Below are 12,399 nucleotides of genomic sequence, written 5' to 3' on the forward strand. Positions count from 1 at the left end.
ACCGGTGCCATCTTTCATCACGCCAGCAGTCGTTTCACCGTGGCGAGCAGGGTGCGTACATCCTGGGGGCGGGTCTGGCCGCTCTCGCTGTCGATGATGGAGCTGTAGACGTGGGGGATCACCTTTTCGACCCCGGCGTCCAGTGCGATCCGCACTATCTCTTCGAAGTTGTCGAGATCGATGCCACCTGTGGGCTCCAGCCAGAAGCCGTGGCGGGCACAGGCCTCGGCCACCGCCTGATACTCGTCACGACACTCCAGCCCTCCCATGGGGAAGAACTTGACCGAGCTGCCGCCCATGTCCTTGAGCATGGCGATAGCAGTGTCGATGGGCACAATCCCGTCCGGTTGCTGGGCACTGAGGGGCCCGGTGGAGATCTTCACCATGCCGGGGGTGCCGGTGGGGGAAATGAGGCCATTGACCAGCGTCTCTGGCTGGCCCAACAGCGCCCGGCTGGCACCCACCCCTGTGAAGACCTGATTGACGTGCTGGGGCTGCAGCTGGCAAGCCAGCTCGGCTACCATGGCGGACTGGCGTGGATCGCCCGCCCCCAGCCCGATGGAGAGAGCGTTGTCGATGAGCTTCGCGTAATCGCGCATGTCGGCGACCGCGGAGGGCACATCCGGATAGTTCTTGGAGAGTACACCGACCAGTACATGGCCTTCGGCCGCCTCATAAATGTCGACAGCATTCTGTTTGGACCCCGCCAGTACGTTGAGGCAGACACGGTTGCGGTAGTAATTGGGAGTTAGGGACATCAGAGATCCTCCGGAATTAGATATGGCCTTCGATGACGGCATGCTGTTTGGAGCCCGCTAATACATTGAGGCAGACACGGTTGCGGTAGTAATTGGGAGTTAGGGACATCAATGATTCTCCTGAACGAGGTTGGCAATGGCGGCATGGATCTGGTCGAGCTGGGGGGCGGTGACGCTGCGCACGTCGATCTCGATGTGGCCTTCGTTGGCCTTGTAGCCACGGCAGTAGATGGCGGGGTTGCCCTGTTGCAGTCGAGCCACCAGTTGGACTGTGGTTATGCCGATCTGCTGGTGGTCAAAAGCAATATCGGTGCGGGCTATGTCGCGCCCCGCATTGTCCCATACCACTTTTGCGCTGACGCCCGGAAGCTGGTTGAGGCGCTCGATGAAGGGGGCCATCTTGGCGACCATGGCGGCGCCGCTCTCCTTCTCTTTTTCCAGATAGCGCTCTATGGCGCGGGTCAGGCCGAGGATCCCCTCCTTGCCCACCTTCATGGCCCGGCCTATGCCGTTGGCCTGCTGCTTGACCCATTCCACATACTGACGTTTGCCGAGCACCAACCCGCTGGTGGGCCCTTCGATGGCCTTGGCGCCACTGTAGATCACCAGATCCGCCCCCTGGTTGTAATAGAGACGCAGGTCCTCTTCCGCTGCCGCATCGACGATCAGTGGCAGCTGGCGAGCCTTGGCCACTTCTGCCGCCTCTGCCACCGACAGAATGCTCTTCTGCACGCAGTGATGGGACTTGATGTAGAGGATGGCTGCGGTATTGGGATTGATGGCGGCGGCCAACTGGACGGGGGAGCACTCGTTGGCATAACCGGCCTCCACCACCTTGCCGCCACCCAGGTTTACCATGGTGCCGACCGGCGCGCCGAAGTTGACGTTGTGCCCCTTGGGCAGCACGATTTCACTCGGCACCCCGTGGGCATGGGCGTGCAGCTGCTCCAGCCGGTAGGGGTCGCCACGCACTATCACGGCGGCCACCGACTGGGCTATGCCGGCGCTGGCGCAGGAGACCACCACAGCATCTTCCACATCCAGCAAGCCTGCCAGGTAGGCACCTGTCTTGTTGACCAGATCCTTCACCTCGAAGTAGTGGCCCAGGCCGAAGTTGACCGCATCGACCACCTCCTGCTCTGGGGTGGAGACGCCGAGAATGGTCATGCGCCCGGAGGCGTTGATCACGGGTTTGAGCTGATATTTCTCATAAACAGAAGGCATGGTGTGATTTCCCATAGTGAGTCAGAACCAGGTCACCACCCACCAGGGCGGCGAGGGGAAGCAGTTGCAGGTCGCCGCTGCGCGACTGTGCCTCGGTATCCATAAACAGGGTCGGGCCGCTGGCCAATTCGAACAGGGTCAGATCGGCATCGGCGCCCACCTCGAGCCGCCCCTTTCCGGCCAGGCGCAGGGCATCGGCGGCCTGTTCGGTGACGCAGGCGATCACCTGCTCCAGCGTCATGCCGATGGCGAGAAACTTGGACATGACGTGGGCCAGGCTGTAGACGGGCCCTTTGATGCGGTTTTTGCAGTAGATATCCGAGCTGATGGTGTGGGGCAGTATCCCCTGACGGATGGCAAGCTCCGCCACCTCGAAGCTGAAGCTGGCGCCGCCGTGGCCTATGTCGAGCAAAAGGCCCCGTTGCATCGCCTCGCGCACCGCAACCCGTAGCTTGCCAGCCGGGGTCAGGATGCGGTTGGGTTTGCCGTTGAAGCAGTGAGTCAGCAGGTCGCCATCCCCCAGCAGGGAAACTATCTCGTCCAGGTCTGGTGGCGTGTTGCCTACATGCACCATCAGCGGCAGCTGGCCGTGGGCCTGTTGCAGCGCCTTGGCCATGCGCAGTGGTTGCAGGCCATTTTTGCCCACCACGCTGCCGCTCATGCGCGCCTTGATGCCGACGATGAAGTGGGGGTGGCGGGCAATGGCGGCGGACGCGAGATCGGCATCCAGATCCCGGCTGTCCGCCAGCTCGTTCTGGCGCAGCAGGCCGATGCGGGAGATGTTGAGCAGGGCGTGCACCCGGGTCTTGCAGCCCGAGGCCAGCCGCTGGAAGTCATCCACGTCGTCGGCGCCTGTGCTGCCCGCGTCAATGACTGTGGTGACGCCGGATTCCACCCCTACCTTGTCCGGCTCATCGTGATAGATGGGGGAGGCGGGATAGCAGTGGGTGTGGCCGTCGATCCAACCCGCACTTACATGCACCCGGCCAGCCAGATCCAGGGTTTGCTTCGCCTCGGTCTTTGCCGGCAGCTGGCCGAGGGCCGCTATCTTGCCGTCCCGGATGGCGATATCGATGAGCTCGCCATTTCCCAGGCGTCCCGCTCTGATGATCATGTCGTACATGCTTATATCCCTCTTGGAACCTGCTTGCGCTCTTACTGCGAGGCCGTGATCAAGGCTCATGTGCTGCTCGGAATCCTCACGTATATCTATACGCTCCGGTTCCTGCGTTGCTCTTCACCTTGCTGACGACCTCTCGCGACAGATCGCAAACAGGTTCTTAAATGCCGCCCGAGAGACGGCCTGTGATTAAGCTAGGGCGACCGGGAAGAAGGTGCCGAGCAGCATGGCGCCCAGGATGGCGCCCCCTGTGATGGGCTTGCTCCATACATAGAACAGCAGTGCCCCCAGCAGGGAACCCAGTCCTATGGGGATAGAGGCACCCATGGCGGAGAGGATGATCAGGGGGCCCAGGAAGCGGCCCGAGCTGTTGCCTGCACCCATCATGACGTCCGCACCGTAGGTGGAGTTGCTCTGGTTGATGGTGAACTTGCGCGCCAGGATGATGATGTAGCCAATCGCCAGACCAATCACCATGCCGGTCACCAGCGAGGCGCCGAAGTTCTCCACTGGATAGAGAATGCCGGCCCCCAGCAGCAGGGCGGGCACGCCCAGGCCGACGCCGGTCTGGATGGCGCCGCCTATGTCCAGGATCCCCACCAGGGAGCCCTCTATGATGCGGGCAAACAGGAAGCTGGCGCCAAAGGCCGCCACAGCGCCGTAGGCACCGGTGTCCATGCCGGCTTTCAGCATGGCGACGAAGGCCACCTCGTTGAAGGCGCCGACACCGTACAGGTAGTACATGTGGGTTCCGGCAAAGACCCCGGCCGACAGCAGGCCGACGAAGATGGGGAAGGACCAGTCTGCGTACCAGAAGTTGTTTCTCAGTTTCTCATCCATGGTGTGGCCCCTTATTTATTGGCAAGCAGGTTATGGACGTTTTCCAGCCACAGGGGGATGCCCATGTGGAAGGATTCAATCAGCTTGAGGTCAAAGCCGCGGAAGAAGCCGCTCAGCACGAACAGCAGGACGATGGCACTCATCATCACCTTGGTGACATGGTTCCAGCCGCTCTCTTCAACCCCCTTGCCGATCAGGATGCCGAGCACCAGACCCGGTACTGCGTTGCCCATGATGAGCTGCGCCAGACCGCCGAAGATGGTGGCCCAGAAACCGGACTTCTTGCCCGCTTCGATGGCGGCCAGCCAGAAGATCACCGGCATGACGGTATTGACCAGCAGGTTGGCGGCAGGCACCAGCACCTTGACCGCTGTCACCTGCAGGGCGGCCGGTACAGCGGCAGCCGTGCTGTTGAGGAAGGCCACCACTATGGCGCCAATGATGCCGCAGGCGATGGCCATTTTTTTCGGGTCGTGCAGAGTGCTGGCGAGATCCCTGTTGCGGATCATCAGGGCCGCCGCCCCCCAGTTCGGCAGGATGCGGTGATCCACGTCCTGGGTGAAGGCACCCGCTGCCACGGTCGAGGCCCAGGCGTTGAAAAAGAAGCCCAGACCGAAAGAGAAGTGGGAGGCGGGATCCCCTTCGCATGAGTTGAGCTCACCCAGAGTACGGAAGGCGCCCATGCCCTGCACGGTCGGGGCGTGAAACATCCGCGCCGCGCCGGCCCCCACACCGACGCCCACCAGGCCGCCGATGATGAGTGACTTGATAAATATGATTAGAAACATCCAATGTATCCCTCTTGTGGGGTTGTCGCAGCGGGTGGCGTTACACCAGGGTGAACGTCACCTTGTCGGCGTCCAGGCTGGTGACCTTGACCGTGATCTCCAGCTGGACGCGGAATTCGCGGCGCTGGCGCGGCAGGAAGAAGAACAGGAACTTCTCCACCCGGACCGACTCCTCGGCCTTGAGCACCTGCACCTCGACCGGTTCGATCCGCAGCATGACGCGCGGGTTGTCCTTGAGCAGAGTGTGCTGCACCTGGCTGAGGGCGGCGGCGAACGCCTGCTGGCGGGTCGCCCCCTTGCCGTTGACGATGATCTGGGTGGTGAAGTCCTCTTTCATCAGGCGCGTCCGTGCTTCTTGACGAAGGCTTCTACCAGCTTCTGGCCAAGCTCTTCCTTGTCCATGAAGCCAAAACCCAGCACCACGCAACCGTCATTGATGGCGGTGACCCCCTCCTCGACGGAGCGCATGCCGTAGCGGCACTTGTAGCCGTACTTGGTCTGGGCCGTGATGGCACCGGCGCCACCGCTGCCGCAGAAGGAGATGCCGAGATCCGCCTGCTCCTTGTTCATCACATCACCGAGCTTCATGTCGGCGGCCATGCCGGGTATCACGGTCACGCTGGCGCCGGCGGCTTCTGCCCCTGCCCCCACTTTCTGACCCTTGCCGAGACGATCTCCAATCACGAGTTTGATGGCTGACATCTGGATATCTCCTTTTTGTTATTGATTCAGCACTGAGCTGAGTTCATTTTCTTTGGCGACTTCGAAATGGACGGACAAGAGGTGAGCCTCTTCATAGGCCAGCTTGTCCAGCCAGGCGACGACCTGTTCGGCCAGTCGCAGGGAAAGGGGGGAGATCTCGTCAAACAGGCTGAGATCGACCTCCGGCAGGGATTCCCCGCTATGGGAACGCCACACCATGGCTTTGACATGGGAAGCCAGCATCTGCTTTTGCACCTCGTTGGGACGTATGCCCTGATCGCCTAGCAGGGTGTGGATGCGTGCCAGGATCAGGTCGGTCTGGTGCAGCAACGCCGGGCTGTCCGGGGTCAGGTTCTGGTCATGAGTCTCTGTGTGCAATGTCTGCTCTCCAAGGCTGGCAGAAGGTATGGGATTACCCTAAGCCCGCAGGGGCGTGCAGAGGAGGCAGCGTTTTTCCGATTCGAAGCGGAAATTCCCGTGCGAAGCGGCTTAAAAGGTCCATTTTTGTGTACCGGCAGGGGAAAGGGAGCTTATCGGGGCTGGATTAGTGTGATCGATGGCGCACTTCTCTGGCAGATGGCCCCAGAGCCGCACAGGCTGAAACTGTGAGTCGTCTCACGTATGAGGGGAACGAGGATCCGCAGAAATGACAAAGGGCGGTTACCCGCCCTTGTGATATGAAGAGACAAGAGGGTCAGCTGGCGTTAGCGCCACTGACATTCGTATTGGCCTTGCCCTGCTGGTAGCGCAGGTCTTCCTCTATGGTGACCTCCACTTCCAGCGGCTTGCCATCACGAAACACTGATATGGTGAGTTTGGTGCCGGGACGACTCTCGACAATCTTGTCCATGGCGGAGCGCACGCCGCTGAGCGCTTCCCCATTGATCTTGAGCAGCACATCCCCCCGTTTCAGACCGCCCTTGGTAGCTGGGCCGTCAGGATCCAGACTCTCGATCACGAGTCCGCGCAAATCACCAAGGTTCATCATGCGCGCCACTATGGGGTTGAGTTCAACGCTGGAGATGCCGAGGTAGCCGCGAATGACACGGCCGTTGGTGATCAGCTCATCCATGATCCGTTTGGCCAACCGGTAAGGGATGGCGAAGCTGATACCGTAGCTCTCCTGATTGCCGTTGAGGTGATAGGCGGCCGTGTTGATTCCCACCAGATCGCCGCGGCCATTGACCAGGGCGCCCCCCGAGTTGCCTTCGTTGATGGCCGCATCGGTTTGAAGCAGGTCCTGCCGCCCGTTGCCGTCCGGTCCCATGCTGGAGAGACCAAGGCGACCGGTCGCACTGATGATGCCCTGGGTGATGGTCTGGCCGACGTTGTAAGGGTTGCCGATGGCGAGCACAACGTCCCCCACATCCGGCTGCCTGTCGGGATCCTGAGGGATCACCGGCAGGTTGTCCGATTCTATGTAGAGCACCGCCAGATCGGTTAACTGATCAGTGCCGACCAGCTCGGCACTGAACACCCGCCCATCCTGCAGTGCGACTATGATTTGGTCCGCATCGGCGATGACGTGATAGTTGGTCAGCACATGACCGCGCTGGTTCATGATGACACCCGAGCCCAGCCCTTGGGGTCTGAGTTCAGCCTGATTGCCCTGATTGCGGGAGAAACTGCGGGTGTAGATGTTGACGACTGCAGGGCCGGCTCTATGAGCTGCGTAAGAGAAGCTCAGTTCACGGGCATTGGTGATGATGCCGGGGAGTTGGGCACCGCCACGGAAATCGGGAAACAGCAGCAACAGGAGAGCCGCAACGGTGAGACCGAAGCCGACAGACTTGCCCAAGTAACTGATCAAAGGTGGGATTTTCATGTCATTCTCATCCGTACATGCAGCGGGCAGAGAATAACACTATCGGTGGATAAAAATCACCCGCGGCGAGGGCCGCGGGTGTGAGGTTATTAACGGATCACCAGATAGAGAGAAGACTCTCCGCGCTGTATGTTCAGCGCCAGCACATCCGGCTTGTTTTTCAATGCCTTGGTCAGCTCGGCCAGCGAGTTTACCCGCAGGCGGTTGACGCCAATGATGATGTCGCCTTTCTGCAGACCGGAGGCCGCAGCAGGGGAACGAGCCGCTATATCGGAGACAGCCACGCCTGTCACCGGCTCCGAGATGGTGCTGAGCTTGGCCCCTTCCAGTGCAGGGTGCAGGACGCTGGCCAGGATCTCGCTGTCATCGGCCTTCTTCAGCATGACCTTGACGGTTTCTTCTTTGCCGTCGCGGATGAGGCCCAGCGCGACCTGCTTGTCGGCACCCATGGTCGCTATCTTGGCTCGCAGTTCGCCAAACGAGCGGATTGCCTTGCCATCTATGCTGACGATGATGTCGCCTGGCTTGATACCAGCCTTGGCGGCGGCGGAGTCAGGCATGACCTGGTTGACGAAGGCGCCATCCTTCTTGTTGTAACCGAAGGTTTTGGCGATATCCGAAGTCAGTTCAGAGCCCGTGATCCCCAGCTGGCCACGGCGAACTTCACCGTACTTGACGATCTGCTCAGACAGGTCACGCACCATGTTGGACGGAATGGCAAAGCCGATACCTATGTTGCCACCGTTGGGGCCCAAAATGGCGGTATTGATGCCGATCAGCTCACCACGCAGGTTGAGCAGGGCGCCGCCCGAGTTGCCGGAGTTGATGGCCGCATCGGTCTGGATGAAGTTTTCCAGATTTTCGATGTTGAGGCCACTGCGTCCCAGGGCGCTGACGATGCCGGAGGTGACTGTCTGGCCCAGGCCAAACGGGTTGCCGATGGCCAGTGCATAGTCGCCGACCCTCAGTTCGTCTGAATCGGCAAATTTGATCTGCACCAGATCCTCGGCCTTGATTTGCAGCAGGGCGATATCGGACTGTTTGTCTTCGCCTATCTTCTTGGCCGCATATTCACGACCATCTTTCAGGTTGACCTTGATCTCGTCCGCCTCGTGTACGACGTGGGCGTTGGTGATCACGTAGCCCTTCTTGGCATCTATGATGACGCCGGAGCCCAGCGCCTGGAAGGGCTGCTCGCTCACCTGCTCATCAGGCATGTTGGGGCCGAAGAAGAAGCGGAATTGTTCCGGTAGACGCTGGCGAGTGATTTTCTTGCCAGAGACGGAGATATTGACCACGGCAGGCGTGACCTGTTCGAGAACCGGCGCCAGGCTCGGCATCTCCTGATTGTTCGCCAGCAAAGAGGGCAGTGCAGCCTGCACAGGGGCCGCAGACATGGCGATACCGACACTGAGGGCTAGCACACTGAGCACAGAAAGAGGTTTACGCATATGAAAAACAGCTCCCAGAAAAAGTTGCAATGCAATCGTCAAGGTCTGACCACAACACAGCGCAATTAGTTCCGCGGGGAACTAACTGGACTGCTTGAGCAGACCGGAGGCGCCGGCATAGTCACGGGGCGGTACGCCGGGTTCTTCGTTAGCCGGGGTATCGGCACTTTCTTCAAGCAGTGCTTCACGGAACAGCGGTTCCTGTGCCTTGGCCAGGAATTTGCTCTGCTCAGCCATGTGGCGATAGAGGGTTTGATACTGCTCGGCCAACTGCTCCATCAGGGCGGCGCTGTCGGCAAAGTGGGTATTGATCTGGCCCTGGTAGCTTTCCAGCTCCGTGTGCGCTTTTTTCAGCTCTTGTTCCAGACGTCCGGCATCCCGGCTGCGCACCGTGAAGCGACCGATGATGATACCGATAATCAAGGCGGCGACAGCCAGCAGGATCCCGTTTAACAGACTCATAGATGCTCCTTGTTACAGCTAAATCAATGTGTGTTGAGGCGGCCTGGATGGCCGCTACGCCTTGATGGCACTATACCGTGCACCCCGAGAGCGTGATACCATTTTGTCCTTCATTCAGGGACTTGGAGGCGGTTGACAGGATGACCCCGCAGCAAAAATATCAGCAGGATTTGCAGCGCCCCGGCTTTGTGGCCGACCCGGCCCAGGCGATGGCCGTGACCCGCCTGGAGCGACTCTATCAGGATTTGTGCCAAAGCCCGACTCCGACCAGATCCCGCGGCCTGTTGGGCTGGTTGCAAAAGCCCAAGGCCAAGGAGCCTGTCCTCGGACTATATATGTGGGGCGGAGTGGGCAGAGGCAAGACCTGGCTGATGGATACTTTTTTCGAGAGCCTGCCGGGGACGCGAAAACTGCGTATCCACTTCCACCGTTTCATGCACAGGGTGCATGACGAACTCAGGGGGCTGACCGGGCAGGCCGATCCGCTCAAGCTCATCGCCAGCAAGCTCGCCAGCGAGACAGATGTCATCTGTTTCGATGAGTTTTTTGTTTCCGACATCACGGATGCCATGCTGCTTGGCACCTTGTTCCAGGAGCTGTTTGGTCATGTCGTTGTGCTGGTGGCGACATCCAACATCCCGCCACAGGACCTTTATCGCAATGGTCTGCAACGAGCCCGTTTTCTGCCAGCAATCGAGCTCATCGAGCGTCATTGCGAGGTACTTAACGTGGATGGTGGCATCGACTATCGCTTGCGTACCCTGGAGCAGGCAGAGATATATCACTTTCCGCTGGATCAGCAGGCAAAATCCAATCTGGACCGATATTTCCAACAGTTAACGGGTCTGGAGCAGGTCAACGCTGGCAGTGTCGAGATCAATCATCGTCAATTGACGTCACTGGGAATGGGGGAAGGTGTGCTGTACATGGAGTTCGAGCAACTTTGCTGTACTCCTCGCTCACAGGGCGACTATATAGAGTTGGCCCGACTGTTTCATACTGTGCTGCTTGCCAATGTGCAACCCATGGGGGCGGGCACGGATGATGCGGCTCGCCGCTTCATCGCCATGGTGGACGAGTTCTATGAACGGCACGTCAAACTCATCATGTCGGCGGCTGTCCCCATGACAGAACTCTACGGGAACGGGCTGTTGAATTTCGAATTCAAACGTTGTCTTTCACGGCTTCAAGAAATGCAATCGCACGAATACCTTGCCAGAGTGCACCTTCCTTAGTCACAATACCGCGCCTGCCAGTCGGATGGGCATCTGCGGCAGGTAGGGCCGGGCGACATTTGCTAGCTTCATGGCAGTGAAATTAGCAGGTGATATTTAAGGCAACTTCACTTATAATCGCCCGGCCCACGTTACAGCTGTCGATAAGACAGCGACACTTTAAGCTTTACTTGTATTCGAAGGGGTACAGGTAGGCCATCGTTTGTTGTTTGTGGGAGAGCCCCCATAAGCAATTGGGTCTGTAACAGGTAATTGGGTTTAACTTAATGAAAACTTTCGTTGCCAAGCCAGAAACCGTAAAACGTGACTGGTACATTGTGGACGCAGAGGGTAAAACTCTGGGTCGTATCGCAACCGAGATCGCTTCTCGTCTGCGTGGTAAGCACAAAGCTGAATATACTCCGCACGTTGACACCGGTGATTACATCATCGTTGTAAACGCTGAGAAGGTACATGTAACCGGTAAGAAATTTACCGATAAAATCTACCATTCTCACTCCGGTTTCCCGGGTGGTATCAAGTCAATCAGCTTCGACAAGCTGATCAAGCGTAAGCCGGAAATGGTAATCGAAGCTGCTGTCAAAGGTATGCTGCCGAAGGGTCCTCTGGGCCGTGCCATGTTCCGTAAACTGAAAGTTTACGCAGGCGCCGAGCATGCTCATGCTGCTCAGCAACCTCAAGTACTGGATATCTAATCGGGAACTGGCAACATGGCAGAAAATCAATACTACGGTACCGGCCGTCGCAAAAGCTCCACTGCTCGCGTGTTTATCAAAGCGGGTAGCGGTAAAATCGTAATCAACCAGCGCTCCCTGGAGCAGTACTTTGGCCGTCCGACTGCCCGCATGGTAGTTCGTCAGCCGCTGGAACTGGTTGAGATGACCGAGAAACTGGATCTGTACATCACCGTTAATGGTGGTGGCATCTCCGGTCAAGCTGGTGCGATCCGTCACGGTATCACTCGTGCTCTGATGCAGTACGATGAAACCCTGCGCGCCGAACTGCGTAAAGCAGGCTTTGTTACTCGCGATGCCCGTAAGGTTGAGCGTAAGAAAGTCGGTCTGCACAAAGCTCGTAAGCGTCCGCAGTACTCCAAGCGTTAATTCGCTTTTTGTACTCACTCTCACGAGTGTCAAAAAAGCCTGGCCATGTGCCAGGCTTTTTTTATTGGTAATATTACCTACGCCAATGCTAACACCACGTCACAAAAGACAAAAAAATGTATATTTATTGTTTTTGCCCTTCGCTGGTCTTTCTTGTCAAGTTGTTATCTTTTCTTTAAAATTCCCTCGGTTTTTCTGTGACAATTGTAACTCCGCTTCCGCCGCTGTTGTCATGGAAGAAAGGGGAACAGGGACACAATAAGAATGTGCGGAGTCCACATGGGAGAGTTTTTGGATGAGCAATGCGCCAGTTGATACCGGTCGCCGCAGATTTCTTACCTGGTCAACGGTTGCCGTTGGTGGGGTAGGAGCTGCTTTTACCGCAGTGCCGTTTATAAAGTCATGGAACCCGAGTGCCAAGGCCAAAGCGGCGGGCGCTCCGGTAGAAGTGGATATCAGTAAGTTGGAACCAGGCCAGCTCATCCGTGTTGAGTGGCGAGGCAAACCGGTCTGGGTGGTGAAACGCACCAAGCAGACGCTGGATGCACTGGCGGCTCACGATGGCCAGCTGCGGGATCCCGCATCTGACGAACCACAGCAGCCGGATTATGCCCATAACGGCTACAGATCCATCAAACCCGAAATCTTTGTTGCGGTCGGCATTTGTACCCATCTGGGATGCTCTCCTTCCTACCTGCCGGATAACTTCGGTGAGCAGGTCCAAGGCGTGACCTCCGGATTCTTCTGCCCGTGCCATGGCTCCAAGTTCGACATGGCTGGTCGAGTGTTCCAGGGGGTGCCTGCACCCTTGAACCTGGTCATTCCGCCGTACCAATATCTTAGCGACACCACCATCCTGGTCGGTGCCGATGATGGCAAGGAGGCCTGACC

At 58.4% G+C, this 12,399-nt stretch carries 15 protein-coding genes and 1 pseudogene; 4 read left to right on the forward strand and 12 right to left on the reverse strand.

The features are described 5' to 3' along the window. Positions 1 to 17: 17 nt before the first annotated feature. From GWQ29_RS03420 to GWQ29_RS03475, 12 genes and pseudogenes are all read right to left on the reverse strand, one after another. Complete coding sequence (locus GWQ29_RS03420) at positions 18 to 758, reverse strand: KDGP aldolase family protein (RefSeq protein ID WP_270690995.1); 741 nt, start codon at positions 756 to 758, stop codon at positions 18 to 20. Positions 759 to 792: 34 nt separating this feature from the next. After that, positions 793 to 867: pseudogene (locus tag GWQ29_RS03425) on the reverse strand (2-dehydro-3-deoxyphosphooctonate aldolase); the annotation flags it as partial. After that, complete coding sequence (locus tag GWQ29_RS03430) at positions 867 to 1,982, reverse strand: DgaE family pyridoxal phosphate-dependent ammonia lyase (protein WP_275918761.1); 1,116 nt, start codon at positions 1,980 to 1,982, stop codon at positions 867 to 869. The gene GWQ29_RS03430 and the pseudogene GWQ29_RS03425, both read right to left, overlap by 1 nt. Continuing rightward, positions 1,966 to 3,105 carry an amidohydrolase/deacetylase family metallohydrolase gene (locus GWQ29_RS03435; protein ID WP_275918762.1) on the reverse strand — a complete coding sequence of 380 codons (1,140 nt, stop codon included), beginning with the start codon at positions 3,103 to 3,105 and terminating at the stop codon, positions 1,966 to 1,968. Before GWQ29_RS03435 ends, GWQ29_RS03430 begins: the two co-directional genes overlap by 17 nt. Before the next feature lie 186 nt (positions 3,106 to 3,291). Continuing rightward, positions 3,292 to 3,942 carry a DUF4310 family protein gene (locus tag GWQ29_RS03440; protein ID WP_021140216.1) on the reverse strand — a complete coding sequence of 217 codons (651 nt, stop codon included), beginning with the start codon at positions 3,940 to 3,942 and terminating at the stop codon, positions 3,292 to 3,294. An 11-nt stretch (positions 3,943 to 3,953) separates the two neighbouring features. Continuing rightward, positions 3,954 to 4,730 (reverse strand): DUF4311 domain-containing protein, encoded by a 777-nt coding sequence (locus GWQ29_RS03445; protein ID WP_005314394.1) that lies wholly within the window; start codon positions 4,728 to 4,730, stop codon positions 3,954 to 3,956. A gap of 40 nt (positions 4,731 to 4,770) precedes the next feature. Beyond that, the gene (locus GWQ29_RS03450; protein WP_021140218.1) at positions 4,771 to 5,067 is read right to left on the reverse strand and encodes a DUF4312 family protein; all 297 of its coding nucleotides are present in this window, start codon (positions 5,065 to 5,067) and stop codon (positions 4,771 to 4,773) included. Next, positions 5,067 to 5,432, reverse strand: coding sequence for an SFCGS family glycine-rich protein (locus GWQ29_RS03455; protein ID WP_021140219.1), 366 nt, complete (start codon positions 5,430 to 5,432; stop codon positions 5,067 to 5,069). Before GWQ29_RS03455 ends, GWQ29_RS03450 begins: the two co-directional genes overlap by 1 nt. 18 nt (positions 5,433 to 5,450) lie before the next feature. After that, the gene (locus GWQ29_RS03460; RefSeq protein WP_021140220.1) at positions 5,451 to 5,810 is read right to left on the reverse strand and encodes a transcriptional regulator; all 360 of its coding nucleotides are present in this window, start codon (positions 5,808 to 5,810) and stop codon (positions 5,451 to 5,453) included. Between the two features lie 316 nt (positions 5,811 to 6,126). Beyond that, positions 6,127 to 7,257: an outer membrane-stress sensor serine endopeptidase DegS gene (gene degS, locus GWQ29_RS03465; protein WP_111588915.1), complete on the reverse strand. Its 1,131-nt coding sequence runs from the start codon at positions 7,255 to 7,257 to the stop codon at positions 6,127 to 6,129. A gap of 89 nt (positions 7,258 to 7,346) precedes the next feature. Further along, positions 7,347 to 8,708 (reverse strand): Do family serine endopeptidase, encoded by a 1,362-nt coding sequence (locus GWQ29_RS03470; RefSeq protein WP_275918763.1) that lies wholly within the window; start codon positions 8,706 to 8,708, stop codon positions 7,347 to 7,349. Positions 8,709 to 8,789: 81 nt separating this feature from the next. Beyond that, a complete protein-coding gene (locus tag GWQ29_RS03475; protein WP_005314374.1) occupies positions 8,790 to 9,170 on the reverse strand; it encodes a YhcB family protein in 381 nt (126 codons plus the stop codon). A gap of 140 nt (positions 9,171 to 9,310) precedes the next feature. On the opposite strand from GWQ29_RS03475, the gene zapE reads away from it, so the two are divergent. From zapE to petA, 4 genes are all read left to right on the forward strand, one after another. Continuing rightward, positions 9,311 to 10,405, forward strand: coding sequence for a cell division protein ZapE (gene zapE / locus GWQ29_RS03480; RefSeq protein WP_275918764.1), 1,095 nt, complete (start codon positions 9,311 to 9,313; stop codon positions 10,403 to 10,405). 266 nt (positions 10,406 to 10,671) lie between these two features. Further along, a complete protein-coding gene (gene rplM / locus GWQ29_RS03485; protein WP_005314367.1) occupies positions 10,672 to 11,100 on the forward strand; it encodes a 50S ribosomal protein L13 in 429 nt (142 codons plus the stop codon). 15 nt (positions 11,101 to 11,115) lie between these two features. Beyond that, a complete protein-coding gene (rpsI, locus tag GWQ29_RS03490) occupies positions 11,116 to 11,508 on the forward strand; it encodes a 30S ribosomal protein S9 (RefSeq protein WP_005314365.1) in 393 nt (130 codons plus the stop codon). Between the two features lie 295 nt (positions 11,509 to 11,803). Further along, on the forward strand, positions 11,804 to 12,397 hold the full coding sequence (petA, locus tag GWQ29_RS03495) for a ubiquinol-cytochrome c reductase iron-sulfur subunit (RefSeq protein ID WP_005314362.1): 594 nt from the start codon (positions 11,804 to 11,806) through the stop codon (positions 12,395 to 12,397). The last annotated feature ends 2 nt before the right edge of the window (positions 12,398 to 12,399 follow it).

Origin of the sequence: Aeromonas sp. 2HA2 (assembly GCF_029237345.1) — a bacterium.
Classification (GTDB): Bacteria; Pseudomonadota; Gammaproteobacteria; order Enterobacterales; family Aeromonadaceae; genus Aeromonas; species Aeromonas salmonicida.

Coding starts and splice junctions, on each gene's coding strand:
- petA (WP_005314362.1), top strand. CDS start 11,804: ATGAGCAATGCGCCAGTTGATACCGGTCGCCGCAGATTTCTTACCTGG.
- GWQ29_RS03430 (WP_275918761.1), bottom strand. CDS start 1,982: ATGCCTTCTGTTTATGAGAAATATCAGCTCAAACCCGTGATCAACGCC.
- degS (WP_111588915.1), bottom strand. CDS start 7,257: ATGAAAATCCCACCTTTGATCAGTTACTTGGGCAAGTCTGTCGGCTTC.
- GWQ29_RS03435 (WP_275918762.1), bottom strand. CDS start 3,105: ATGTACGACATGATCATCAGAGCGGGACGCCTGGGAAATGGCGAGCTC.
- GWQ29_RS03420 (WP_270690995.1), bottom strand. CDS start 758: ATGTCCCTAACTCCCAATTACTACCGCAACCGTGTCTGCCTCAACGTA.
- GWQ29_RS03475 (WP_005314374.1), bottom strand. CDS start 9,170: ATGAGTCTGTTAAACGGGATCCTGCTGGCTGTCGCCGCCTTGATTATC.
- rpsI (WP_005314365.1), top strand. CDS start 11,116: ATGGCAGAAAATCAATACTACGGTACCGGCCGTCGCAAAAGCTCCACT.
- rplM (WP_005314367.1), top strand. CDS start 10,672: ATGAAAACTTTCGTTGCCAAGCCAGAAACCGTAAAACGTGACTGGTAC.
- GWQ29_RS03455 (WP_021140219.1), bottom strand. CDS start 5,432: ATGTCAGCCATCAAACTCGTGATTGGAGATCGTCTCGGCAAGGGTCAG.
- zapE (WP_275918764.1), top strand. CDS start 9,311: ATGACCCCGCAGCAAAAATATCAGCAGGATTTGCAGCGCCCCGGCTTT.
- GWQ29_RS03445 (WP_005314394.1), bottom strand. CDS start 4,730: ATGTTTCTAATCATATTTATCAAGTCACTCATCATCGGCGGCCTGGTG.
- GWQ29_RS03440 (WP_021140216.1), bottom strand. CDS start 3,942: ATGGATGAGAAACTGAGAAACAACTTCTGGTACGCAGACTGGTCCTTC.
- GWQ29_RS03470 (WP_275918763.1), bottom strand. CDS start 8,708: ATGCGTAAACCTCTTTCTGTGCTCAGTGTGCTAGCCCTCAGTGTCGGT.
- GWQ29_RS03450 (WP_021140218.1), bottom strand. CDS start 5,067: ATGAAAGAGGACTTCACCACCCAGATCATCGTCAACGGCAAGGGGGCG.